The sequence below is a fragment of the Variimorphobacter saccharofermentans genome, assembly GCF_014174405.1.
Classification (GTDB): domain Bacteria; phylum Bacillota; class Clostridia; order Lachnospirales; family Lachnospiraceae; genus Mobilitalea; species Mobilitalea saccharofermentans.
This window is the reverse complement of the sequence record NZ_JACEGA010000001.1, coordinates 2,308,768-2,331,649: the sequence shown is the minus strand read 5'-3', so window position 1 is coordinate 2,331,649 and position 22,882 is coordinate 2,308,768. Positions and strand designations below refer to the sequence as shown.

26 protein-coding genes, 1 pseudogene and 1 other annotated feature are annotated in these 22,882 nt (G+C 35.8%); of the genes and pseudogenes, 23 read left to right on the top strand and 4 right to left on the bottom strand.

Annotation, left to right across the window (positions count from 1 at the left end; genetic code table 11):
* Positions 1 to 15 precede the first annotated feature (15 nt).
* A complete protein-coding gene (locus H0486_RS10270) occupies positions 16 to 630 on the bottom strand; it encodes a TetR/AcrR family transcriptional regulator (protein ID WP_228352922.1) in 615 nt (204 codons plus the stop codon).
* Between the two features lie 147 nt (positions 631 to 777).
* Here H0486_RS10270 and H0486_RS10265 point away from each other — a divergent pair, with 147 nt between their 5' ends.
* From H0486_RS10265 to H0486_RS10225, 9 genes are all read left to right on the top strand, one after another.
* On the top strand, positions 778 to 1,269 hold the full coding sequence (locus H0486_RS10265) for a flavodoxin domain-containing protein (RefSeq protein WP_228352921.1): 492 nt from the start codon (positions 778 to 780) through the stop codon (positions 1,267 to 1,269).
* Positions 1,269 to 1,688 carry an FMN-binding protein gene (locus H0486_RS10260; protein WP_228352920.1) on the top strand — a complete coding sequence of 140 codons (420 nt, stop codon included), beginning with the start codon at positions 1,269 to 1,271 and terminating at the stop codon, positions 1,686 to 1,688. The genes H0486_RS10265 and H0486_RS10260 overlap by 1 nt, the downstream gene beginning before the upstream one ends.
* A 304-nt stretch (positions 1,689 to 1,992) precedes the next feature.
* Entirely contained in the window at positions 1,993 to 2,853 is an 861-nt protein-coding gene (locus H0486_RS10255) for an AraC family transcriptional regulator (protein ID WP_228352919.1), read from the top strand.
* A 59-nt stretch (positions 2,854 to 2,912) separates the two neighbouring features.
* A complete protein-coding gene (locus tag H0486_RS10250; RefSeq protein WP_228352918.1) occupies positions 2,913 to 3,422 on the top strand; it encodes a C39 family peptidase in 510 nt (169 codons plus the stop codon).
* A 187-nt stretch (positions 3,423 to 3,609) separates the two neighbouring features.
* Positions 3,610 to 3,909 (top strand): VTC domain-containing protein, encoded by a 300-nt coding sequence (locus tag H0486_RS10245; protein WP_228352917.1) that lies wholly within the window; start codon positions 3,610 to 3,612, stop codon positions 3,907 to 3,909.
* A 23-nt stretch (positions 3,910 to 3,932) separates the two neighbouring features.
* Positions 3,933 to 4,409 carry a sensor histidine kinase gene (locus H0486_RS10240; RefSeq protein ID WP_228352916.1) on the top strand — a complete coding sequence of 159 codons (477 nt, stop codon included), beginning with the start codon at positions 3,933 to 3,935 and terminating at the stop codon, positions 4,407 to 4,409.
* 117 nt (positions 4,410 to 4,526) lie between these two features.
* Positions 4,527 to 5,504: a hypothetical protein gene (locus H0486_RS10235; RefSeq protein WP_228352915.1), complete on the top strand. Its 978-nt coding sequence runs from the start codon at positions 4,527 to 4,529 to the stop codon at positions 5,502 to 5,504.
* A 268-nt stretch (positions 5,505 to 5,772) separates the two neighbouring features.
* Positions 5,773 to 7,029, top strand: coding sequence for an MFS transporter (locus H0486_RS10230; protein ID WP_228352914.1), 1,257 nt, complete (start codon positions 5,773 to 5,775; stop codon positions 7,027 to 7,029).
* Positions 7,030 to 7,200: 171 nt separating this feature from the next.
* Positions 7,201 to 8,148 (top strand): alpha/beta fold hydrolase, encoded by a 948-nt coding sequence (locus tag H0486_RS10225; protein ID WP_228352913.1) that lies wholly within the window; start codon positions 7,201 to 7,203, stop codon positions 8,146 to 8,148.
* 84 nt (positions 8,149 to 8,232) lie between these two features.
* On the opposite strand, the gene H0486_RS10220 is transcribed toward H0486_RS10225, so the two are convergent.
* Positions 8,233 to 8,634 (bottom strand): bacteriohemerythrin, encoded by a 402-nt coding sequence (locus tag H0486_RS10220; RefSeq protein WP_228352912.1) that lies wholly within the window; start codon positions 8,632 to 8,634, stop codon positions 8,233 to 8,235.
* A gap of 489 nt (positions 8,635 to 9,123) precedes the next feature.
* On the opposite strand from H0486_RS10220, the gene H0486_RS10215 reads away from it, so the two are divergent.
* Positions 9,124 to 10,755, top strand: a complete 1,632-nt coding sequence (locus H0486_RS10215) for an EAL domain-containing protein (protein ID WP_228352911.1) — start codon at positions 9,124 to 9,126, stop codon at positions 10,753 to 10,755.
* A 102-nt stretch (positions 10,756 to 10,857) separates the two neighbouring features.
* Here H0486_RS10215 and H0486_RS10210 read toward each other — a convergent pair whose 3' ends face one another.
* Together H0486_RS10210 and H0486_RS10205 are read right to left on the bottom strand one after the other, a co-directional pair.
* Positions 10,858 to 11,676 carry a LuxR C-terminal-related transcriptional regulator gene (locus H0486_RS10210; RefSeq protein WP_228352910.1) on the bottom strand — a complete coding sequence of 273 codons (819 nt, stop codon included), beginning with the start codon at positions 11,674 to 11,676 and terminating at the stop codon, positions 10,858 to 10,860.
* A 56-nt stretch (positions 11,677 to 11,732) separates the two neighbouring features.
* Positions 11,733 to 13,367 (bottom strand): MalT transcriptional regulator family protein, encoded by a 1,635-nt coding sequence (locus tag H0486_RS10205; RefSeq protein ID WP_228352909.1) that lies wholly within the window; start codon positions 13,365 to 13,367, stop codon positions 11,733 to 11,735.
* A 245-nt stretch (positions 13,368 to 13,612) separates the two neighbouring features.
* On the opposite strand from H0486_RS10205, the gene H0486_RS10200 reads away from it, so the two are divergent.
* The 13 genes and pseudogenes from H0486_RS10200 to H0486_RS10135 all read left to right on the top strand — a co-directional run bounded on the left by H0486_RS10200 (position 13,613) and on the right by H0486_RS10135 (position 22,859).
* Entirely contained in the window at positions 13,613 to 13,936 is a 324-nt protein-coding gene (locus H0486_RS10200) for a four helix bundle protein (RefSeq protein WP_228352908.1), read from the top strand.
* Positions 13,937 to 14,006: 70 nt separating this feature from the next.
* The gene (locus tag H0486_RS10195) at positions 14,007 to 14,204 is read left to right on the top strand and encodes a hypothetical protein (RefSeq protein WP_228352907.1); all 198 of its coding nucleotides are present in this window, start codon (positions 14,007 to 14,009) and stop codon (positions 14,202 to 14,204) included.
* Between the two features lie 86 nt (positions 14,205 to 14,290).
* Complete coding sequence (locus H0486_RS18440; RefSeq protein ID WP_323163544.1) at positions 14,291 to 15,391, top strand: S-layer homology domain-containing protein; 1,101 nt, start codon at positions 14,291 to 14,293, stop codon at positions 15,389 to 15,391.
* Between the two features lie 179 nt (positions 15,392 to 15,570).
* Complete coding sequence (locus H0486_RS10180; protein ID WP_330594592.1) at positions 15,571 to 15,888, top strand: DUF2268 domain-containing putative Zn-dependent protease; 318 nt, start codon at positions 15,571 to 15,573, stop codon at positions 15,886 to 15,888.
* A 79-nt stretch (positions 15,889 to 15,967) separates the two neighbouring features.
* A complete protein-coding gene (locus H0486_RS10175) occupies positions 15,968 to 16,837 on the top strand; it encodes an AraC family transcriptional regulator (protein ID WP_228352906.1) in 870 nt (289 codons plus the stop codon).
* A gap of 66 nt (positions 16,838 to 16,903) precedes the next feature.
* Positions 16,904 to 17,005 (top strand): annotated as a pseudogene (locus H0486_RS10170) (MerR family DNA-binding transcriptional regulator); the annotation flags it as partial.
* A gap of 35 nt (positions 17,006 to 17,040) precedes the next feature.
* The gene (locus tag H0486_RS10165) at positions 17,041 to 18,099 is read left to right on the top strand and encodes an ATP-binding cassette domain-containing protein (protein ID WP_228352905.1); all 1,059 of its coding nucleotides are present in this window, start codon (positions 17,041 to 17,043) and stop codon (positions 18,097 to 18,099) included.
* A 453-nt stretch (positions 18,100 to 18,552) separates the two neighbouring features.
* Entirely contained in the window at positions 18,553 to 18,903 is a 351-nt protein-coding gene (locus tag H0486_RS10160) for a DUF2200 domain-containing protein (RefSeq protein ID WP_228352904.1), read from the top strand.
* Between the two features lie 209 nt (positions 18,904 to 19,112).
* Positions 19,113 to 19,649 carry a hypothetical protein gene (locus H0486_RS10155; protein WP_228352903.1) on the top strand — a complete coding sequence of 179 codons (537 nt, stop codon included), beginning with the start codon at positions 19,113 to 19,115 and terminating at the stop codon, positions 19,647 to 19,649.
* A complete protein-coding gene (locus H0486_RS10150) occupies positions 19,636 to 19,827 on the top strand; it encodes a helix-turn-helix transcriptional regulator (RefSeq protein WP_228352902.1) in 192 nt (63 codons plus the stop codon). Before H0486_RS10155 ends, H0486_RS10150 begins: the two co-directional genes overlap by 14 nt.
* A 211-nt stretch (positions 19,828 to 20,038) precedes the next feature.
* Positions 20,039 to 20,767, top strand: a complete 729-nt coding sequence (locus H0486_RS10145; RefSeq protein WP_228352901.1) for a DUF421 domain-containing protein — start codon at positions 20,039 to 20,041, stop codon at positions 20,765 to 20,767.
* A 9-nt stretch (positions 20,768 to 20,776) separates the two neighbouring features.
* Complete coding sequence (locus H0486_RS10140) at positions 20,777 to 21,142, top strand: DUF4363 family protein (RefSeq protein WP_228352900.1); 366 nt, start codon at positions 20,777 to 20,779, stop codon at positions 21,140 to 21,142.
* A 141-nt stretch (positions 21,143 to 21,283) separates the two neighbouring features.
* Positions 21,284 to 21,564: a binding site (T-box leader), on the top strand.
* A gap of 68 nt (positions 21,565 to 21,632) precedes the next feature.
* Positions 21,633 to 22,859: an aminotransferase class I/II-fold pyridoxal phosphate-dependent enzyme gene (locus H0486_RS10135; protein ID WP_228352899.1), complete on the top strand. Its 1,227-nt coding sequence runs from the start codon at positions 21,633 to 21,635 to the stop codon at positions 22,857 to 22,859.
* The last annotated feature ends 23 nt before the right edge of the window (positions 22,860 to 22,882 follow it).

The window sequence follows — 22,882 nt, the reverse complement described above, 5'->3', positions numbered from 1 at the left end:
CCTACAAACTGTCCCTTATCTGGAAAAGTTCTTTATAAACAGTCTAATATGTTCATCCCGTTCAAAGTTCGCTCGGGGATTTAATGCGTTCTTTCCTTTGGATAATGTATTTTCATAGAAGTTGTAAATAAAAAACGAATGATAAAGTTTTGCGGCTAGCAAAGGATCAACTTCTATCATTTTTTTACTTTGTATAAGCTTTTCAAAATATGCGGATATTGCCTCTCGCGGTTTTTCAATCAGTTCCTTTAACAGGAAATCACGCACAGTGTCGTTATGAAACTGCTCATTCATCAAGATGTTACCGATTTTAGCATGAAGTGGTTCTATAAAAAAATTATCGGTTGCAGAAGAAGTCTTTTGCGCAAATTCTGATAATCCATCTCCTTCACTAACGTTGAAAGCCGGATAGATACTTTCTGTAAGCTTCTCTCCGAAGATTACCGTGATTTCATTGAGTATCGCTTCCTTACTCGCGAAATGATTGTAGATCGAAGCGGCCTTTATGCCCACCTCAGCAGCAATTTCACGCATGGTCACTTCATTATACCCTTTTTGAGAAAACAGGTTAATTGCAACTTCTATGATTTTATCCTTGTTTTGTGTGCGTCTGTTATCTTTATTTTTCATAAGCTTTCCTTTATATAAAATATCATAATTCTTCTTTATCAAATTATAGGGTGTATTTTAAATTGTGTCAAGAAAAACTAACGCCGTTAGTATTTCTTGTTGACAAAACTAACAGTGTTAGTTTATAATGCTCTTGAGGTGATAAATATGAATAAAATACTTATTTGTTATTCGTCGAAAACAGGAACCACAAAAAACGCGGCGGTAACCATTGCTAACACTCTTAAGAGCCCCTATACTCTTATTGATTTAGGTGATCATGGCTGGGAAACCCTGCCTTTAATGGAATACAATGTTGTTATTCTAGGAACTTCTATACGTATAGGAACACCACGGAAGGATTTCATCCATTTCTTAAATCAAAAGAAAAATGAACTGGTAAAGAATAAAATGATACTTTTTACTTGTGGCATTGCATCGGAGGAGCAAAATAAGAAATATCTGTTCAAGCGCATTCCCAATCTATTTGATACCGACAGAATTATGTACAGACACTTGGAAGGAGAACTGTATTTAGATAAGTATAAAGGATTTTCAAAGCTTGTTATCGAGGACTATATTAAGAAAAATCCTGCGCCTGTCTTAAATTTAAAAGCAATTAATGAGATTTGTAACGAAGCCGAGAGGGAGGAACCATAATGAATAGGACGTTAAAAATATTGATTAAGGTCTTCGTGGTAATGATATGCTTAATAATATTAGGCTTAGGAATATTTATCGGATATTTACATATTGGAAAGAAAGCTGCCCTTGAAACTCCTGTCTATGGTATAGACCTTAGCGATATCGATGACGGTACATACATCGGTAGCTATGAAGGATATCGTTGGAGCAATACGGTTTCGGTAACGGTTGAAAACCACACAATAACAAAGATTGAAATCCTAAAACCACAGACCTATACATCGCAGGAAACGGTTGATACACTTATTTTGCGTGTTATATCAGAACAGAATACGGATGTGGATGTAGTAACCGGTGCGACGGCAGATAGCAGAACATTTTTAAGAGCCGTCGAAAATGCACTTTATCCTGAAAGGCAAGACAACTTGAAATAATACATTACGATTTAAGCAAATAAACTACTATTATATTTAATTATATAGAAATAAAGGGTTTCCAGGTTCAATCAAAGATTGCTGGAAACTTTTTTGTGATTGCATGTTTACCATATAGATTATGGTTTAATGAAAACAATAAAACTTACTATGGAAAAGTTATGTAATTAATCTTATTATTAATTTAATAGGTTTGGTTATGGAGAGATTCTTAATGGAATATTGGTCATGTTTTTGATATAGGAGACTAACATATTTATATATTGGGGGAAGAAGCATTATAAAATGCTTTGATATGCTGAGTATGAAAAATATTGAACAAGCAATTTATGAAATTATGGTTTATATCAATCTAAACTTATTTGAGTATATTACGTTGGATGAATTATCTAGCAGGTTTTCTTACTCGAAATATCACTTACACAGAAAGTTTAAAGATATCGTTGGAATAAATCTGAATGATTATATTAAGAGAAGAAGAATAGAAAGCAGTATTTACTATTTGTCTGCGAATCCAGAGGCTAGCATTACAGAGGTCGCTGGCTATTGTGGTTATTCTTCGGCAACTTATTCCAGAGAATTTAGAAAGGTTTTCAATAGAAAACCTACGGAATGGCGAAATATCTATAAAAAGGATAAAGATTTCAAAAAAGATAGCAATATTTGCAAAAACTATGAGCAATTTATTTGCTACAATGATTATGGGATCCCCAGAGAAATAAAAAATATCGGTACAGCAATAATTAGTAAAAGAAATATCAATGCAGTGATTTATTATGGCAATTATCATGATGAAAGGGTACGTGATATTTGGAATACTATCGATCAGTATAATAGTCAAAAGAAACCATTTATACTGATATCAATGAACTCTCCGGCAGTAACCAATATTAACTGTTGTCTGTATGTATTGGGTTTTGATGGTGATTCGGATATTTCAGGATTGAGCAGTACAATGCTTGAGGGTGGAGAATATCTAGTCGTAGATTATGAAGGCTCCAGAGAAAAACTAATAGAAACCTATACATGGATTATTAAGTATTATCTTTCGAATAAAGGATTAAAGTATGATTATCGTGTTCAGTTTCATGAATATGACAAAATACCGGATTTAGGCGAAAGTAATTTATCATGCAGAATACATATACCTATTTGCCATGCGTAGTAAAATTACTAGTTTATGCTGTTAAGATATGTAATATCTTAGAAAGGTGGATTTGATATATGCTTATTAATGATTTTAATATAAGAAAGCAAAGGTACACGTGCGGATATACAACGGTTGGAATGATCTTGGCTTATTTGGAAGGGCAAAACATTGATGAAAATTATCTTTTAGAAAATGAACCGACTGATTTCAATGAAATTACATTTCTTAAATTGATGGAGGTTTATAAAAAGTACTTAAAAAAGTATAAAGCAGAAATAGTATATGGTGACGAGAAGAAAATGACAGAAGTAATAAAAAACAGCCTTTCTTCACGAATTCCTATGCATATTCAGTATCTTACAGCAAATTTAATGGGGGACGGGAAACCGATACTACATTATGCAGTTTTAATTGGGTATGACGAAGATGCGGAAACCTTCGTTATTGCGGATCCCTTTGGCAGCAATAAGACTCTTAATAGGAATGATTTTTTTGAAGCGATATCATTTCGAAATGAGTGCTTACCGGAGATAATCAAGCAAAAATATCCAAGTAATATGATGATAAGATTTACCTTAGATTAAAAGTAAGATATCAAAGGTTTCCAGACTTTCGGTATTTTGAACTGTTTACTTAACGGGAAGCAGTTAAATAACGAAAGCTGGAGGCCTTTTTTGTTCTGCATTACTTCAGTTAAAGTTCAGATAACATACAATAATTCTTCATTTTTATAATTTAGAATGTAATCATTCCAGAGAAAGGAGTGAGAAAATGAGAGAATCCCAGGGCAGACATGAGCTGAAACATTATATTAACTATGCAGACGTATTGCAGTTAAGAGCAAGACTACCATATGTGACAGATATCGATGAAAATGCGGCGGATGGATGTAGTTATCGGGTTAAGAGTCTTTACTTCGATAATTATAACGATAAAGTGCTTAACGAAAAAATGAATGGTGTAAATGAGAGAGAGAAGTTTCGTTTACGTCGATATAACGATGATACATCCTTTATTCGACTTGAAAAAAGAGTAAAAGAAATAGTCTTTGCTATAAGGAGAGTGTCGTAGTATCAAAGCTTGAGACAGGCACTATGGAGCTTTATTCACAGAACTATAACCTTACAAAAAGCATAAAAGAAACCGTTATACGACTTTCAGAGCTTTTGAAAAATGACGGTTATTCAATTGAGTTCGAGCATTCTGAAGATGTATATGTCTCAGCAGATGAAGCAAAGATTACCCAGGCTTTCTATAATTTACTTACCAACGCTGTTAATTATAGTGCTAATGATAAGCATATTATTGTGAGACAAATCAGAATGCAAAAAAATGTACGAATTGAAGTTATTGATCATGGTGATGGGATAGCAAGAGAAGACATTCCTTATATCTGGGACAGATATTATAAAGTAGATAAGAAGCATAAACGGGCAATTACCGGTACAGGGCTTGGACTTTCCATAGTTAAGAAGATATTTGAACTCCACGGTGCGGACTATGGTGTGGATTCAGAGATGGGAAAGGGATCGGTGTTCTGGTTTCAGCTAGAAACTATCACCAATATATGATCGTAGCTTTTTGAGCCTGCATATAGTATAGTCTCTGAATTTGTAGTTATAATAATACTAATCGCAATAAATCTGGCGATATATAGATTTATTATTAACTTAGTAAAGGAAGAGAGCATGAGAAAAATAAATCGCAAAATATTCATTTTAGGTATTTTAATAGTCTGTATGTTAATGACAACTGCCTGTGGTTCAAATGACTCGAAAAAGGAGATTACTGGATCAGAAGACAATTCTAAAGAGAATACAGATATGAAAGATACCAATGATTCGGATGCTCCAAAAGACACAGAAAGAATTGATAATTCAGACGATACAGAAAGCTCCAATGATGGAAAGACTGCAGATTTAGAGACTATTGATGAGGCTGTTCTATTCGAAGAGGATGGGGTACGCGTTACAGCAAAGGAAATTGTTGACGACCCTATTTGGGGAAAGGGTATCGTAGTTTTGATTGAAAACGATACGGAACAGAATATCGGAGTTCAATGTAATACCATTGTTGTAAATAATTACATGATAAGTGATTTATTTTCTAGTACAGTAGCTGCAGGAAAGAAAGATAATGAGACAATTACCCTGTTGTCGTCCAGTCTTGAAGAAGCAGGTATAGACACAATCTCTGAAATAAACATCAGCTTCAAAGTATTTGATGCTGATAGCTACGATACTTTGTTCAATACGGATGAGATCTCAATAAAAACTTCCGCTTATGGAACGGTTGAACAGCCAGCTATGGATTCAGGAAAAGAATTATTGAACAAGGATGGAATTCGTATTGTTGGTAAATACGTAACAGAAGATAGTATATGGGGTGCAGGTGTTTTATTATATATTGAGAATACCTCAGATGCAGATGTTCTGATTCAATGTGATAATATGTCGGTTAACGGATATATGGTAACACCATATTTTTCAAGTCAGGTCAACAAAGGTAGAATGGCGTTATCCCCAATAACTATTTTAAGCTCTGAATTAGAGGAGAATGGAATAGATAAGGTAACAGATTTTGAGTTGATTTTTAATATTATTAATCCTGAGAATTACGATACAATATTTGAATCTGATCCTATTCCATTTTCGGTTGCTGAATAAAAGATATAAATATAACAAGGAATTCCTTTCTTCCATATCTGGAAGGTGAGGAATTCCTTATTTATATACATATTATCTTATTTTAAAAGAACCTTATATTATGATATTTGTGGCATATTAAGTGTTGACAGAATATAAATAATAGTATAATATTTTTATAGACCGACCGTCGGTCTATAAAAATATTATTAATAATACAAGACTAAGACTGATTTCATCAGATAATGCACGCATTATAAGTATTAGATAATAAGTATGGAGGGATTATATGAAGAATTTTATTACTATATGGATCGGAGAGTTGATTTCAAGTATTGGTAGTGGCATGACAGCTTTTGCTGTATCTATTTATGTATATCAACTAACCGGAAGTGCAACCATGGTATCGATTGCAGCACTACTGGCATTCCTTCCAACAATTTTACTAAGCCCAATTGGAGGTATTCTTGCTGATCGTTATGATAGAAGAATACTGATGATAATTGGCGATTCTTTTTCTGCAATCGGTCTTATATTTATCTTCATTTTTATACAGGCAGGTTATGTTGGAGTTCTGCCTGTATTTATAGGAGTTACGATTAGTTCAGTATTTGTGTCATTGCTTGAGCCTGCTTATAGGGCTACTGTTACGGATCTCCTTACTGAGGAGGATTACGCAAGAGCTAGTGGTATGGTTCAGATTGCTGCCAATGCCAAGTACCTGATATCGCCGTTTTTAGCTGGACTGATATTATCTGTTACAGATATAAGAGTAATTCTATTAATTGATATGGCTACATTCTTTATAACTGTATTTACAATTATGAAAGTTAGAAAGAGTATTAAGAATGTGAAAAAGGATATGAATAATAATGACATCTTTAAGGAGTTCAAGGAAGGAGTTAGCAGCATCACCTCTGATAAAGGAGTTAGCAGTTTAGTATTGCTGATGGCATTTATGTGCTTTTTTATTGGTTTTATACAGACACTTATGACGCCAATGATTCTAGCTTTTGCGGATGCCAGTACATTGGGGATCATGGAGTCAGTCAGCGCGGTTGGTATGCTAATCGGAAGTGTAATCATCGGTGTTATGAACATCAAAAAAGGTTATTCCAGGATTCTAATGGTTTCATTAATGGCCGCCGGTATTTTTATGGGTTTGTGTGGATCAACAACCAGCATATGGTTAATTGTAGTTTTCTGCATTTTATTTTTTGCCTCTTTACCCTTTGTGAATACCTGTGCAGATGTGTTGGTTCGTATCAGAATACCAAATGATAAACAGGGAAGAGCATGGGGAATGATAAATATCCTTACACAGATAGGCTTTGTTGTTGCATATGCGATCTGCGGTATACTTGCTGATTATGTATTTGAACCGATGCTTATGGAAAATGGGATTCTCGCAGGAAGTCTGGGACGAATTATAGGTGTAGGGGAAGGACGTGGAATTGGGTTGATGCTTATTCTTTCAGGTATCGTAATGTTTCTCTTTGCATTTATCTTTGGATTCAGAAAGAGCATTAGAGCGATGGAGCAGTAAGACTTTAAAATAAAAAAATAAGTATTCTTGCAAAAATCTCCAGACATGGTAATATTTAATGGATACAATACTTCGGTTTATCTAATCTTTATACATTGCTTGGGATAATCTACAATGAGTATCCTAAGATAAGCAATATAATGGTAACAGAAAGGAAATCAAAAATATCGTATGATAGAAAAATGCTTTGTTGAAATCAATGGCGTAAAAATGGGGATGATAATTAAGAGTCAGGATATTTCTAATCCGGTGCTGTTATTTGTACATGGTGGTCCTGGTATGCCGGAATATTTCCTTTTTGAAAAATATCCCACAGGCTTGGAGGATTATTTTACAATGGTCTTTTGGGATCAGAGAGGTGCTGGATTATCCTATAGTAAGAATATTGATATGAGTACGATCTCCGTTGATCAATACATTGAAGATACCATTGCGGTAACCAACTATTTACGAGTATGCTTTAGTAAGAAAAAGATTTATCTTATGGCGCATTCCTGGGGAACGTATTTCAGCATTCAGGCTGTGCAAAAAGCCCCGCATTTATACAATGCTTACATAGCTATTGCGCAGGTAACCCATCAGGATGAATCGGAGAAGCTGGCATATCAATATATGCTGGATTATTATGAAAAAGTAAAAAATGAAAAAACCTTGAGAAGATTAAAAGAAAACCCATATCCGTCTCTTGGATACAATAAAATAAGAGATGATGTTATGCATCGCTGTGGAATAGGTACTACTCATGACATGAAGTCGGTTGTAACAGGGATATTTTTAACGTCATTGAAAAGTAGAGAATATAACCTTACAGATAAAATAAACCTATGGCGTGGGAAACGATTACTTAATAAAAATGTACAGCTTTGCATGAAGGATGATTTGCGGAAAAAGGTAAACGTCCTGGAGATTCCTACATACTTTTTCTCTGGTGTATATGATTACACAGTAAATTATAAAATGTCTGAGGAATATCTGGCCCGACTTACTGCACCTGTTAAAGGATATTATCTTTTCGAATACTCAGCTCATAGTCCCATATTTGAAGAACCAAGTAAAGTACTGCAAATTGTTGCAAAGAATATATTATTATGTACTAATACACTTGCCAACAAGAAATAACTCTATCATATAGGAATTTCGTAAAATTACCCATAAGATTAATAAATGGCCACCCAACAGGGTGGCCAATTTCATAAGGTTTAACTAGAGAGTTTTAACATATTCACCTATTTTCTTATCCATGGAACGTATGTGATTTGTTAACCAGTCCAAGACCATTTTATTGGCATTCAGTATAACCAGAATATTACCATCGGTCTCGTTATATTCCTTCTTTAATTTAGCAAGGTTATCGATAAAGATTGCATGTGCTTTCTTTTGAGCATCAAGCTCAGGGTAGTGGATTTCTTCCATATAGGCTTCTTCATCTTTAAAGTGCTGTTTCGTATAGTCATCTAAGAAATCGAGCATGGTATTAATATATTCTTTTGCTCGCCGTTCCCTTCCGGCTTCAAAGAGTTCATTCGCTTTCTTAAACCATATAATGTGTTGATCATCAATATGTTTGACACCAACTGATAAGTTAGGAGTCCATTCTACTGCCATATAAATCCTCCTTTAAATTTAAGTTTATATATAGATTTTACAGGTATTTTACGAATAATTCAATAGTTTTCAGAAAAAAATGGCATGTTATGTCGAAAAAGATGGGTGTTTATTTATGGAATTCTGTTCTTAATCCCGGCTCTGATAATGTCTGATTTTCAATTGGGAGTTGCACGTTTTACTCAACCTTCTAATATTCTGAATATACTCTTTCTTGGACTTGGAGCTTCTGCATTGTGTTTTGTCTCATGGAACTGGAGCATAGGTATACTTGGTGTAGCAAATACGTTCAGATTGTTAAAAAAGTATCGATTGATTACGTATTGTAGTAGAATTGTACATATGATACAATAAAATATATAATAAAAACTAGAATTTCATGGTAGAAATTGGTTGAAGTTTGCCAGATATTTATGATAATAAAGGATATTTAGCGATTTTAGTAATTATGATAATACAATAATTCTACCGATGAGAGGAGGGTTCTTCATGAACTCAATAATCGGACGGGCTTATAAAAATGGACGGGTAAGCTTAGTTAAAATCCTACTGATATGTATTCTGGTGGTTAGTATTGTATATCTTGTTTATATGACAGGTGGAACGAAAAAGGTATATGTACATTTATTATATATTCCAATCATTTTAACTTCGTTATTCTGGGGAGCTTATGTTGGTTTATTATCAGGTGTGATTTGCGGTATATTAATTGGTCCTTTTATGCCCTTAGATGTTTCTAATGGTACGATGCAGGATTCAATAAACTGGATTTCCCGTCTACTGATATTTTCATTAATAGGCTTTATTACAGGATATATGATTGACAGAATAAATAAGTTAAATATGGAAAGACAGGAAAGAGATCTAAAAAGTCCTTTTTATAATCTTCCCAATGCACAGCAGCTTTTACATGATATTGAAGACAGAATCAATTCCAGAGAGAACTTTAAGCTTTTTTCAATTAAACTAACCAATCTGAGTGAAATTGAAAAGTATGTTGATAATAAGTTGGTATTTGATATCGTGAATAATTTGGCTAAGAGGTTAATGCATTGTTGTGGACGAAAAGCCATTTACTCCTATGAGAAGGATGAATTGATTGTACTTGCATGTGAAAATTGCATGGAAGATTATGAATACAAGATTAAGAAGGTTTTAGACTATTACTTTGCCTTTCCTATTTCAATGAATGGATATAAAATCAGAGTATCGTTAAAAGTAGGAGTATATGTATATCAGGGTCAGGAAAGTTCTCCTATTGAAATATATAATAAAGCCCGGATTGCTTATGAACAAGGAGAAGCAAAGGAATCAGGCGTTTATTATTATGATTTCAATTTGGAGAGTAAAAGAAGAGAGATACATAATATCACTGGAGCATTGTTGGAATCAATCGAAAATAATGAATTGTTTGTAGTGTATCAGCCGAAGATTGATATTGTAAATAATAAGATATCGGGTGTAGAAGCCTTAGTACGATGGAATCGAAACGGTAATGAACCGATTGGACCCAATACCTTTATTCCTATAGCAGAGGAGATAGGCTTTCTTAATAAGATTTCCAAGTTTGTCATTGATAATGCAACATCACATATGAAGATGTGGAATAGTAAAGGAATGAATGTAAAATGCTCGATTAACGCTTCTGTGAATGAGTTACTCGATGATAATTACACTTCATGGGCTAAGGATATCATTGCGAATAAAAGTCTTAAGCAATCAGATTTTGAAATAGAGATTACCGAGCGAGCCATAGCCAGTAATGATAAAAGATTATTTGAAAAGATGAACTTATTGAAGGAATATGGATATCAGATTTCGGTTGATGATTTTGGAACTGGTTACAACTCACTTAAGAGTATAAGTCAAATACCGTTTGATAAGTTGAAAATCGATAAATACTTTATTGACAGGATTAATCAAACTGTAATTGAGGAACTTGTAAAGCACTTTATAGAATACGCCCATACATTTGGTAAGATAGTGATAGCAGAAGGTGTTGAGACCGAGGATCAATTAAATATACTGAAACGATTGAACTGCGACGAAGTTCAAGGATATTACTTTAGCAAACCCCTGTTGCCGGAAGAATTAGAAGAATTTTATAAAAAATTTAAATAGGATTTGGGTTTATGCTAACTACATAAATGACAAAGATACAATGAGGCTGATGCAAAATGATATGCAGTAGCCTCATTTTTGAATATTTAAATTCTTCTTAATCTATTTTATTAGTTCCAATTCTCTGGCGCGAAGTATCGCGTCCATCGCAGAGTTAACTTCTAGCTTTTGATATACAACTTTAGTATGTGAGCGGATAGTGTTAAGGGATAAGCCGGTGATTTCCACAATTTCAGCATTTTTATAACCATTTGCTAATAGTTCCAATATGTATTTTTGCTGCTTGGATAGCTTTATCGACTTACTTGGAGTACACGTAATCCCCTTATGCCTCTTGGATCGTTCATATGTCGCCTGATAGATTTCATGTAAATATTTATAATCGAGTGATGGATTATCTTCGAGGCTTATCTTTTTCCTGAGCTTGTTCAAGATAGGAAGGAGTGCTTTTCCCTCATCGGCAAATACTCTGACAAAATAATAAGGCTCGGCATCGGATAACGTGTCCTGAAGCAGATTGATGGCATCCTGCTTTTTACCAGTTATCCATTTAATGATGATCAAAAGCACGGTGGCCTCAATCCCATCAAGAAGTCTGCCAAAATCTTTGGATAATGCTTTGATCCGTTCACACAAGAGCTCTGCTTTTTTATACTCTCCTAAAACGATATAGGCCCTAATTGTTGTGAAATGAAGAAATATCCTATGTAATTCTATATTCTGGTTATCCGTTATAAAGTAGTTGTCTAGCCATGCAGTTGCCGCTGTTTTATCGCCATCCAGTAGTCTTATCTTCGTTTCATACGATGAAAAAACAGGATGAAGGTATAACAGATTTTTCGTTTCCAAAAATTCTTTGATTTCTTCTCTGCATCGTGCGGAATCTTCTTCATTTCCCATTGCAAAAAGGCAAGACGCCACATGCAGCTTTGATAAAAATATAAGTTCGTCAGAGTCAGTATCCGGGTTTTGTGATACTAGGGAAAATGAAGCTTTAACTGATTCTTTTCATATAGAAGTCCTGCTCTCACACCTGATTCGATAATCTGATAATAGCTTCCGAGCATCATAAAAAATACATGGCGAAATTCTGTGAAGTGTTCTTCGGTATTCAATGCGTAATATGAATAATCCCGATGTGTTCTATGGTAGAACGGGAAATACTGACATTGGGATTTCGGCACACTTTGCTCATTTACCGTTATTTCCTTATCCTTTGGTAGTTTTGCCAATTGCTGCGTAAAGGTATATCGATGATCAATAGTAAAGAGAAAGAGCATACTTTCAACAAACATTCCATATTCGCTGATAATGTCCTGAATACGCTCATAAAGCTTATCCAAGTGAAAAAAGAAATCACTTACATTGCTGAAAAAGAGAGCGTACCAGGCGCAGCTAATATATAAATACGGATTTTGTTCCAGAAAGATAGCAGGAAGCTCGTTGATAAAGGAAATTCTTGAGAGTTCGGAGCTTGACTTTCCTGTACTATTCCAAAAATGATATAGAGCAGTAGCTGTTCCTTTACTGTTGTCGGTTTTCACGAAATAGCGCAGTGCATCAAAATATTTTCCTTCATCAAGATAATACTCTGCTGCAATCCGATATTGAGCATCATATCGGACATCAATATTTGTATCAGCCTCTCTCCGAAGAAAATCCAAGAACAAATGGTGATATCGAAAGGTATCATTTTGCTTACTGATAAACATATTCCCATCACACAGCATGTTAAGAATCTGCTCTGTGTCAGGATTTTGTGTTAGACGTTCACAAAGTTTAACGGTAAATTCATCCACAATAGAGGTTTTAAATAAAAAGAGACGCAAATTTTTATCTAATTTATCCCAAATCTGTGTTTTTATATATTCGTCCAAAAGGCCGCCGTCAAGCTTGTGATCGGCGGTTATTTTACCGCTTAATGCCAAGGCACTTACCGCAATGGCCCAGCCTTCTGTGAGTGAAAAGGCCCGTTCTGCTTCCTCTCTAGTTATAAACCTGCCATAACTTGAAAAGAAACGACGTATTTCTTCGCTTTTAAATGAAAGCTCAGAAGCGTTAATGAAAGCTATCTTGCCACTATCACTTAAAGGCAAGAAATAAACAGGTAATTCGTTACGGCTTAAAATAACCACAGTAATGGATAAGGGCAGCCGTTTCACGATATATATGAGAGATTTCAGTATTTCCTCATTTGTAATGAAATAGAAGTCGTCCAATACAAGTGCATATTTCCTATCGTCGAAAGCGAACCGGGATATGATTTCGATTGTGTATTCAATTGGTGAATCGTTAAAGGAGGATTCCATAATAATCCTGGCTAGACTTTCGTTTTGAGGCATGACGGAAAAGAGCGAGGAGCAGAAAAAACGGTAGAAGGCTGCTGGAGTATTGTCATATATGTCGAGGCCGAGCCAAATGGGATGATAACCGGATTTTTGAAGCCATAAAAGCGTGGACACAGTTTTACCACAGCCACCCGGGGCGTGTATGTATATAAATCGTTTCTCTGAGGCTTTGTCAAAACACCTAAGCAGTTCCTGTCGCGGAGCGCAGATCTCCGGTAGTTTTATTGGAATCTGTTTATCGGTTTGTAAAGCGTTCACGTTCATTCGCACACCTCCTTATAAGTGATTTCATGATAGCATAATACATATTTATCATCAAGTAATTAATAGGTCCGATGTGATTCTATCTTGAGAAATGCTATATAAATGGGAAAATAGCAAAAAATCTCACATTATAGCAAAAAAATAAAATAATATTTTTATGAAACCTCACATCGATGTAATTTTTTGATTGTATAAACATTTATATAATTAGATTGTAAAAATATGCTATTTGTGGAGGAAGAAATATGAATCAGCTTCTGGAAAACAGCTTTGATTTTTCCATCCGTGCTATGGAACTTATAAGGTATCTGAATGAGGAGAAGAAGACATTTCTGCTGAGGGAACGATTTCTAGTATGTGCAACGGGTATCGGGATTTCTCTGAGACTTACGAAAGTGAAAAACGATAAATCCTTTGAAGAAGCCTTAGCTTATGCAGTAGAGACAGAATACCTGCTGGAGATCATGGTGAAAATAGGATGCTTGGAAAAAAAGCAAAGCCAGCCCATAGTGGACGACTGCCGTGCACTGAAGTACGCGATTTCGGAGCTTGTTCAGAAAGAAAAATGACCTACCACATAAATAAAAGTATGTAAGAAAGCAAAGTTATTCACTACTTTAAAATTGGAGGGAATAGTTTATGAAGCATCGAGTACTAGGCACACTTATCGCCATCCTTATTGGTTTATTTTTGGTGGGCTGTAGTGGAGCCAGCGACATTCAAACATCAGACAGTACAGAAAAAAATAAAACACTAAGCGAGTCGCAATCGGAAATATCAAGTAGTGACGACACGCCATTGCCTTTAGCAGAGCCGAAACCGAAGCGAAAGGGTTAGGACGTCAAGATTATGGTGTCTCCATTAGCTTCACCAACAGTAAAGCTGGAGTTAAGAGCCTACGTGTCAAAATTGATGAAGCAGCGTTGAAATGGTTACAATCATCCGGTATTAAATTTTGTGAAGTAAAAACTGGCATTTTTTATTTCAGCCTTAATGATACGGCAATCAGTGAACTGGAATCAAATACAAAAGGAACAGTAATATTTACCGCAACACCCGTAACCAAACTATCCAAATCAGCGAAGGCAACGATTGGGAAACGTCCGGTATTCGACTTTGTCGTTAAAGACGGTTCGGGTAAGGTTATCACCAACTATGGCAAGGGTACAATCCAACGAGGAATCAAGTACACTGCGAGCAAGTCTGAAAAGAGAGGCAGTTTGCTCATCGTCAAGATTGTTGACGGCAAGGTACAGTGGATTGATAAGTCCAGCTATAACAATGGCTGGGTAATCTGGAGCGGTAACAGCAATTCTGTCTATGGAGTAGGTTACAAGCTGCCAGACTCTGACTTTTCTGACATAGCAAACCATTGGGCAATGAATGATATTGATTATGTTACCAGCCGTGGATTAATCATAGGCACCTCTGAATCAACCTTCTCTCCAAACAATGCTATCACCCATGCGGACTTTCTCATGGCATTGGGTAAACTATACGGTGTGAAGGTGAGCGACTATAAGAAGAGTAGCTTTACTGATATTAAGGATACTGACCCAGCCATGCCATACATCGAATGGGCGGTCAAAAGCGGAATCGTGCAGGGCATAGGAAGCAAGCAGTTCAGCCCCAATCGGAATATTACCCGCGAACAAATGGCCGTGATAATGATGAATTATACAAAGGTTATCAAGTACACATTGCCCGTATCGCGGCAAGCCATTACGTTTACCGATGATGCAAATATCAGCGGAGGGGCGAAGGACGCGGTATATGCTATTCATCAGACCGGCGTTATCAGTAGTAAATCAAATAACTTGTTTGGTCCACAGGATAATATAACAAGAGCTGAAGCTTCGGCCATCCTTCATCGCTTTATTGAGCTTGTAATTAATGAGAGAACAACCAGGGGATGGGTACAAATCAACGAAAAATGGTATTACTTTTACCCAGACGGCAAGCTTGCTACTAATACGACTATCGACGGCTATATAGTCGGAGAGGATGGGGCGAGAAAACAATAGTATAGTGTAAAATCTTATATTACAGGGGTTGTTGCATAATTCATTAGTAGGGACAATTACTTAAATAATGCACTGTCGAAAAATATATGCTGAATTATGAATGTCTCAGGTGAATATTTATATTCGTCTGAGACATTCATAATCCGTAATATATTCTTCCGTCTTGTGTGAGGTAAGTAATTGACATTGCTGATACATTAAGAAACAATCATTACAAGCCTTTAGAGATAAAGGAATTGAACGATTATGTAAAGCCGATTATTAAAGAAGGGCTCGAAGTACAAGGTATGGATCAAATAACGGCATATTTGTACGGAGATGAAATAGCTAGACAACAAGGTTATTTTCCTGTAGGATTACCATTTTGCGCAGGATATGCATGTGGTTATTCCATGGTTAAGTATTACCTCGAAAAAACGTGTGAAGATATAACTTTGGCAACCATAAGACCAGCGAAAGAAATATTGAATATGATTGAAGAATTTTGGAATGAGTGATATTCTTTCACTATAGCAAATAAAGTCGAGAGAAGGACCTTTTCAATATCATATAATGTAAATGTCAGGAGGTGAAAAAATGAAGGAACAAATTGAAGCAGTAAATAGGATGCAGGATTATATTAATGATCATTATAGCGAGGAAATATCCTTAGCAGACATCGCAAGGGTATCCTTATTCTCACCGTGGTACGCAAGACGATTATTTATAGAGTATACTGGTATTACGCCGGCTGATTACATTCGTAAACTCAGACTGACAAAATCGGCACTGCGGCTTCGGGATGAAAATGTAAAAATCCTGGATATTGCTCTTGATTTGGGGTTTGGAAGCGTTGATGGTTATCAAAGAGCTTTTAGACGAGAGTTTGGATGTAATCCGAAGGAATACGCTAACAATCCCATTCCTTTACAGCTTTTTACACCATATGGCGTTAAATTTCGATATAAGGAAAGGAAAGAAAAGACTATGGGTGCAAAATGTGTATTTATGCAGGTGATTGATAAACCAGCACGAAAGGTCATTATTAAGCGTGGTGTGAATGCGACGGAATACTGGAAATATTGTGAGGAAGTTGGCTGTGATGTATGGGGGATCTTGACAAGCATGAAATCTCTTAGTGGTGAACCAGTATGCTTGTGGCTTCCGAAAGAGTACATCAAGGAAGGAACCAGTGAGTATGTTCAGGGTGTTGAGGTTGATCTGAATTATACTGGTGTGATTCCAGATGGTTTTGAAGTAATTGAACTCCCTGCTGCCAAGTATTTGATGTTCCAGGGTGAGCCTTTTGCGGAAGAGGATTACGAACAGGCCATTAGTGATATCTGGGAAGCAGAAATGAAGTATGATCCCTCTGTAATCGGTTATCAGTGGGACAATAAAAATCCAAGAATACAGCTGGAGCCAATCGGTAAAAGAGGATATATTGAATTATTACCAATCAAGTAAGATTGGTTGCTAAAAACCTTCAACAGTATTCATGAGAATAGGGTGAATAAGGGGGGTGGTATGTTTATGAAAACCTATCGGACCTCAGAGGTTGCGCAGATCATCGGTGTCCATCCGAATACGGTTCGACTCTATGAAGAATATGAGCTGATACCGAAGCCGAGGAAGGAAATACCGTTATAATCGTAGAACATAACGATGACATGATTCGTATTGCTGATTATATCATTGAGATCGGACCCGGTGCCGGTGAAAAGGGAGGAGTGCTCATAGGTGAAGGAACACTGAATGCAATGATGAATCACAGTGGTACCCAAATAAGCAAGTATATGAAGGAAGATATGTTATTGAAAAGGTCTCGAATGGCAAATACGTTTAACCGGAACGAGTTAATATCCATGAAAAATCTTACAAGTAACAATCTTAAGAATATTACGGTAGAATTTCCGAAAAATGCTCTTACCTGTATATGTGGCATAAGCGGAAGTGGAAAATCATCATTAATGAAGGGTGAAATATACCATCGAGCATTAGCGGGTAAGGAGTTTTCTGATACAGTTTTAGTTGATCAATTGCCAATAGGGAAGACATCAAAATCAATTATAGCAACATATATCGGATTTATGGATTTTATTCGAAGTGAATTTGCAGCAACCAGCATGTCCGTTCATAACGGATGGGATGAAAGTTATTTTAGCTTCAATAGTCAGTCCGGTCAATGTGACACTTGTATGGGAGAAGGGAAAATCAAGGTGAAATATATGGAAGGAACGTATATACAATGTTCTGATTGCAAGGGGAAACGGTACAAAAAAGCAATTCTCTCCGTATTATACAGGGACAAAAGTATTGATGAAATTCTAAATATGTCAGTGAATGAAGCAATTCAATTCTGGGAAACAGAAAGAGAAGCGATTGCGGGATTAAAATCATTACAGAAGGTTGGACTTGGATATTTGAAGCTTGGTCAGGGTACTTCAACACTGTCAGGAGGGGAAGCATCACGATTAAAGCTGGCAAAGGAGCTAATTACAAAAAAGAGTGATAATGTTTTGTATCTGTTAGATGAACCTACGACTGGATTGCATTTTTCTGATATTGATAACTTATTATTATTAATCAGTGAACTAATATCTAATGGAAATACTGTAATTGCGATAGAACATAATAAGCAGTTTATGAGTTGTTGTGACTGGAAAATAGAGCTTGGGCCAGGTGCTGGAAAAGATGGCGGGCGCGTTATAAGTCAGGGCGCATTGTAGAGAAAAGGATAAGGGGATGTTTCATAATACATTCACGAGGACAATTACTTACCTCACACACAGACGGAAGGACATATTACTGATTTTGCATGTCTCATTCGAACATTAATTTTCGCCTGAGCTATGCAAAACACAGCAATATGTTCTTCCGACAGTGCATTATGGTAAGTAATTATCCACGCTGATACATTATGAAACATCCACTTGTGTTATAATAATATTAGGTAATTGCGAAACTATACAATAGAAAGTACGCTTTGCGAACTTTCTGTTGTTATGAATAATTGTGATCATTGTGTATATAGTGGATATATATTCCGAAGCAAACCATAGCGGAAGGAGCGGGTTTGCGCAGGAATATGTATCTACTGTATACACATATAAGACATCTTCAGAATTCGCAATTGCCTAATAATAATATACGTTAATAATATTACATTAAGGAGAAATCAAATGGAGAAACATCGAGTTTATGCAATGCCTTTTTCAAGAATTTATCCACTCTATATACAAAAAGTAGAGAAAAAAGGAAGAACCAAGGAAGAAGTGAATGAAATTATTTGCTGGCTTACCGGATATGATGAGCAATCATTATATCAGCAAATCCAGCAGGAGGTAGATCTGGAGACATTTTTCCGTCAGGCTCCTCAAATAAATCCCAATGCTTCGCATATTAAAGGGGTTATTTGCGGATATCGAGTGGAAGAAATTGAGGATGAGTTAATGAGACAGATTCGCTATCTGGATAAATTAATTGATGAGCTGGCAAAAGGAAAGGAAATGCAGAAAATTCTAAGAAAATAAAAAGAAAACTACCATTATTATGAGGAGTAGAGTCACTCGGTTATCATACATTTTTTGACAAAATGTATGATATAATTGACATGCCCCTGTATCTGTGATATAGTAAAGATAACTTTAAATTATTGTCATTCATATTGTGCATGTCGGAAGGTTATGGAAGTCATCGCTAAAATGATGAAGAAAGACGGACGAAAGGTAGAGTGGAGATAATGAGTATTTATGTGAAAGTAGGTATTCTGGTTGGAATGCTTATAGGGATAATTATAGTTACATTTTTTATGAAGTTTACGAAAAAAGATGGGGATATGAAATGTAAATATGATGAGCGTCAGGCAAATGTTAGAGGAAAAGGATATAAGCTAAGCTTTTTTACATTATTCATTTATAATGCGATTTATGGTTTACTAGGGATTATGATAGAAAAACGCTATGTGGATTCCCTGGCTGCTATGATGATTGGTATTTGCCTGGCAGTCGCTGTATATGCGGTTTATTGTATATGGAATGATGCATACTTTTCTTTAAATGAAAATCCACGCAGAGTTATAATTGGTTTTGGTTTGATTGCATTGTTAAACCTATTGCTCGGTGTTATGAACTTATATGATGGAATGGTTATCACCGATGGTATGCTTAATTATCGAAGTGTAAATTTAATATGTGGTGTTCTGTTTATCATTATTTTTATAACTCTAATATTAAAGGCAAATAATAATAAACATAGGAGACAATATGAAGAATCTTAAGCTTAAATCAGCAAGAGCTGCTCTGGATTTATCACAACAGCAGCTTGCGGATATGGTAGGGGTTTCAAGACAGACGATCAATGCAATCGAAAAGGGGGATTATAATCCTTCTATTAACCTTTGCATTGCAATCTGTAAGGTATTAAACAGAACATTAGATGAGTTGTTTTGGGAATAAAATTCATAAAGATGATTAGTGGGTTGAGGGCGAATTCATTATGCATTCGCCGTCTACTTCTCAGCTAAATATGTTTGGAATATTAAGAGTTTCGCTTTCGAAACTCTTTTTTATATATCAATTAATTTATGATGGATGGTTTTGCAATATAGCATAAAATTCTTTCTTTGTATAATAATAGTATCAGGAAGGACATTAGGAGGTGAGAATATTGAATGAAGGTTTGGTGGTGGTAGTCAGAGGCGTTATTAGTTATTTCTCTCTTCTTATTTTTGCCAGACTGTTAGGGAAAGAACAGATAAGTCAATTAACTTTCTTTGATTATACTTTAGGAATTACAATCGGATCCATTGCTTCTGAACTGACAGTGGATTTATCAAGTAGAGCCTGGCCCCATTGGGTGGGTTTGATAACATGGGCCGTTTTAGCTTATCTGATGGAGACTATCTCTTTAAAATGGAGGTATTTTGCTAAATATGTAGAAGGAGAGCCGACCATAGTTATGATGAATGGAAAAATTATGGAGAATGTTCTTCGTAAGATGAAATTTAGAGCTTCAGATATTTTGGAGTTACTAAGAAATCAGGGAATTTTTGATTTGAATGAAGTCGATTATGCAATTATAGAACCGAATGGAAATCTGTCTGTATTAAAAAAGCCGGAATATCTTCCGTTAACACCCAAGGACATGAATATACCGGTGAAGCCAACTGGTATCAGTACAGAGCTTGTTTATGATGGAGTAGTTATTGAAGAAAATCTAAGGCAGATGAATAAGGATATCAATTGGCTGAAAGGTCAGCTGAAGAAACATGGCATTAATCATATTTCGGAAGCTTTTTTAGTTACCTTAAATGACGCCGGAAGCCTATATATTGATAAATATAGTGATCATATAAAAAAGGTCAAAGACATTGGTGACTATAAAGGCCCCTTTTAGGAGGAAAATATGAGGAGATTTTTAACTGTAGCAATACCAACTTTCAGCATAGCAATATTCATTTGCATTATGCTAAGCAGTGGTTATCTAAAGAAACCCTTTGGAGAAAAGGACAATATCTCACAATTCATATATGATATCAAGCAGGCGGTTGCAAACGAAGAGTGGGATGTGGCAAGTAATAAAATAGAAATACTGAATTCAGCCTGGAAAGATATGATTTTTAGAATTCAGTTTAGTTCGGAACGGGATGAGATTAATTATTTAAGTACTAGTATTGCTCGATTACGGGGAGCCATTGAAGCGGAAGATAAGGCGTTTGCATTGGTAGAACTGAATGAAGCCTATAATTACTGGGTGAATATTGGTAATTAAATCAATAAGAATGTTTCGAAATGGTAATCTATTGCTGATGGATCCTATCATTAATATATATCTTAGTTGATCTGAAATTTTATATGGTAATATTTTTATTTTTATCTTGACAAAATTCAACATAAGAATTATCATTACATTCAATAGGCGATGAGGAAGAGGAGTATATAATTTCTGATGCATAGAGAGGGAATGGCTGGTGTAAATTCCTGTGAGGAGATTATAGAAGCAGTTTCTGAGCTACGGACCGAACATCATGAATCGAATGATAAGTAGACTTCGTCGGGTTCTGACCGTTATATCAGATTCGGTATGAAAAAGAAATGCACGATGTGTGTATTTTATAGTACCGAGTGAGAGCAGAAGAGGAAAAGCCCTTCTGAATTTAGGTGGTAACACGGATGGATACATTCGCCCTAAGCTAAAGTTTTAGCTTAGGGCTTTTTTTATTAAAATATTAGCGTATAAATACGCAGGAATGGAGGCAAATATGAAGATATTTGAAAAATCAAGAAAACTGGATAATGTATGTTATGATGTGAGAGGTCCTGTTGTTGAAGAAGCGGATCGTATGATTGAACAGGGTATTGCGATTATGAAATTGAATATCGGTAATCCTGCTCCATTTGGATTAAAAGCGCCTGATAATATAATTCATAATATGAAAGCGAACTTGAACCATGCAGAAGGGTATTCTGATTCGAAAGGAATCCATGCGGCAAGAGAAGCAATATTAAAGTATTGTATAAAAAAGGAAATACCCAATGTTAAGCTTCATCATATATATACAGGAAATGGGGTAAGCGAGTTAATCACCATGTCCATGCAGGCGTTATTGGATGACGGCGACGAAATTCTAATACCAGCACCGGATTATCCACTATGGACTGCTGCGGCAACCTTGGCGGGAGGGAATGTAGTACACTATATTTGTGATGAGCAAGCGGATTGGTATCCCGATATTGATGATATGAGACGTAAAATTACAGATAAAACAAAAGCGATCGTCATTATAAATCCAAACAATCCAACAGGTGCTCTTTATCCCAGAGAAGTATTGGAAGAGATTGCTGATCTGGCAAGAGAGAATGGATTGATTATTTTCGCGGATGAAATATATGACAGATTAGTTATGGACGGACAGGAACATGTCTCCATTGCATCCCTAACTCCGGATCTGATGGTTGTGACCTTTAACGGTCTTTCAAAATCCCATATGATAGCAGGGTTCCGTGCTGGCTGGATGTGCCTGAGTGGGGATAAATCTAGAGCAAAGGGATATATTGAAGGCTTGAATATGCTTTCCTCCATGAGATTATGTTCCAATGTCCCTGCCCAGTATATTATCCAAACTGCTTTGGATAACTTACAGAATACGGATGAAATATTACTTCCCGGAGGAAGAATATATGAGCAAAGGGAATACATAACAAACAGACTTAACAGTATACCAGGGATAACAGCAGTAAAGCCGAAGGCAGCATTCTATATCTTCCCGAAAATCGATACCAAAAGGTATCAGATCGAAGATGATGAAAAGTTTGTTCTAGATTTTCTAAAGGAACAGCATGTATTAATGGTTCATGGTAAAGGCTTTCATTGGGAAAAACCGGATCATTTCCGGATTGTATACCTGCCTAGCGTAGAGGATCTAAAGCTGGCTATGGATAAGTTTGAGTTATTCCTGAATGGTTATAAGGGAACAAATGCCTGTTAGTTATGGTAAGCCCTGTGTATTCC

Bases quoted from the DNA above. Each gene is read 5' to 3' on its own strand.
- H0486_RS10270 (WP_228352922.1), bottom strand. From the start codon at position 630: ATGAAAAATAAAGATAACAGACGCACACAAAACAAGGATAAAATCATA.
- H0486_RS10240 (WP_228352916.1), top strand. From the start codon at position 3,933: ATGGAGCTTTATTCACAGAACTATAACCTTACAAAAAGCATAAAAGAA.
- H0486_RS10205 (WP_228352909.1), bottom strand. From the start codon at position 13,367: ATGAACGTGAACGCTTTACAAACCGATAAACAGATTCCAATAAAACTA.
- H0486_RS10175 (WP_228352906.1), top strand. From the start codon at position 15,968: ATGAAGGAACAAATTGAAGCAGTAAATAGGATGCAGGATTATATTAAT.
- H0486_RS10195 (WP_228352907.1), top strand. From the start codon at position 14,007: ATGAAGCATCGAGTACTAGGCACACTTATCGCCATCCTTATTGGTTTA.
- H0486_RS10165 (WP_228352905.1), top strand. From the start codon at position 17,041: ATGATTCGTATTGCTGATTATATCATTGAGATCGGACCCGGTGCCGGT.
- H0486_RS10135 (WP_228352899.1), top strand. From the start codon at position 21,633: ATGAAGATATTTGAAAAATCAAGAAAACTGGATAATGTATGTTATGAT.
- H0486_RS10220 (WP_228352912.1), bottom strand. From the start codon at position 8,634: ATGGCAGTAGAATGGACTCCTAACTTATCAGTTGGTGTCAAACATATT.
- H0486_RS10255 (WP_228352919.1), top strand. From the start codon at position 1,993: ATGAAAAATATTGAACAAGCAATTTATGAAATTATGGTTTATATCAAT.
- H0486_RS10245 (WP_228352917.1), top strand. From the start codon at position 3,610: ATGAGAGAATCCCAGGGCAGACATGAGCTGAAACATTATATTAACTAT.
- H0486_RS10155 (WP_228352903.1), top strand. From the start codon at position 19,113: ATGAGTATTTATGTGAAAGTAGGTATTCTGGTTGGAATGCTTATAGGG.
- H0486_RS10235 (WP_228352915.1), top strand. From the start codon at position 4,527: ATGAGAAAAATAAATCGCAAAATATTCATTTTAGGTATTTTAATAGTC.
- H0486_RS10160 (WP_228352904.1), top strand. From the start codon at position 18,553: ATGGAGAAACATCGAGTTTATGCAATGCCTTTTTCAAGAATTTATCCA.
- H0486_RS10260 (WP_228352920.1), top strand. From the start codon at position 1,269: ATGAATAGGACGTTAAAAATATTGATTAAGGTCTTCGTGGTAATGATA.
- H0486_RS10230 (WP_228352914.1), top strand. From the start codon at position 5,773: ATGAAGAATTTTATTACTATATGGATCGGAGAGTTGATTTCAAGTATT.
- H0486_RS10200 (WP_228352908.1), top strand. From the start codon at position 13,613: ATGAATCAGCTTCTGGAAAACAGCTTTGATTTTTCCATCCGTGCTATG.
- H0486_RS10150 (WP_228352902.1), top strand. From the start codon at position 19,636: ATGAAGAATCTTAAGCTTAAATCAGCAAGAGCTGCTCTGGATTTATCA.
- H0486_RS10225 (WP_228352913.1), top strand. From the start codon at position 7,201: ATGATAGAAAAATGCTTTGTTGAAATCAATGGCGTAAAAATGGGGATG.
- H0486_RS10265 (WP_228352921.1), top strand. From the start codon at position 778: ATGAATAAAATACTTATTTGTTATTCGTCGAAAACAGGAACCACAAAA.
- H0486_RS10140 (WP_228352900.1), top strand. From the start codon at position 20,777: ATGAGGAGATTTTTAACTGTAGCAATACCAACTTTCAGCATAGCAATA.
- H0486_RS10215 (WP_228352911.1), top strand. From the start codon at position 9,124: ATGAACTCAATAATCGGACGGGCTTATAAAAATGGACGGGTAAGCTTA.
- H0486_RS10250 (WP_228352918.1), top strand. From the start codon at position 2,913: ATGCTTATTAATGATTTTAATATAAGAAAGCAAAGGTACACGTGCGGA.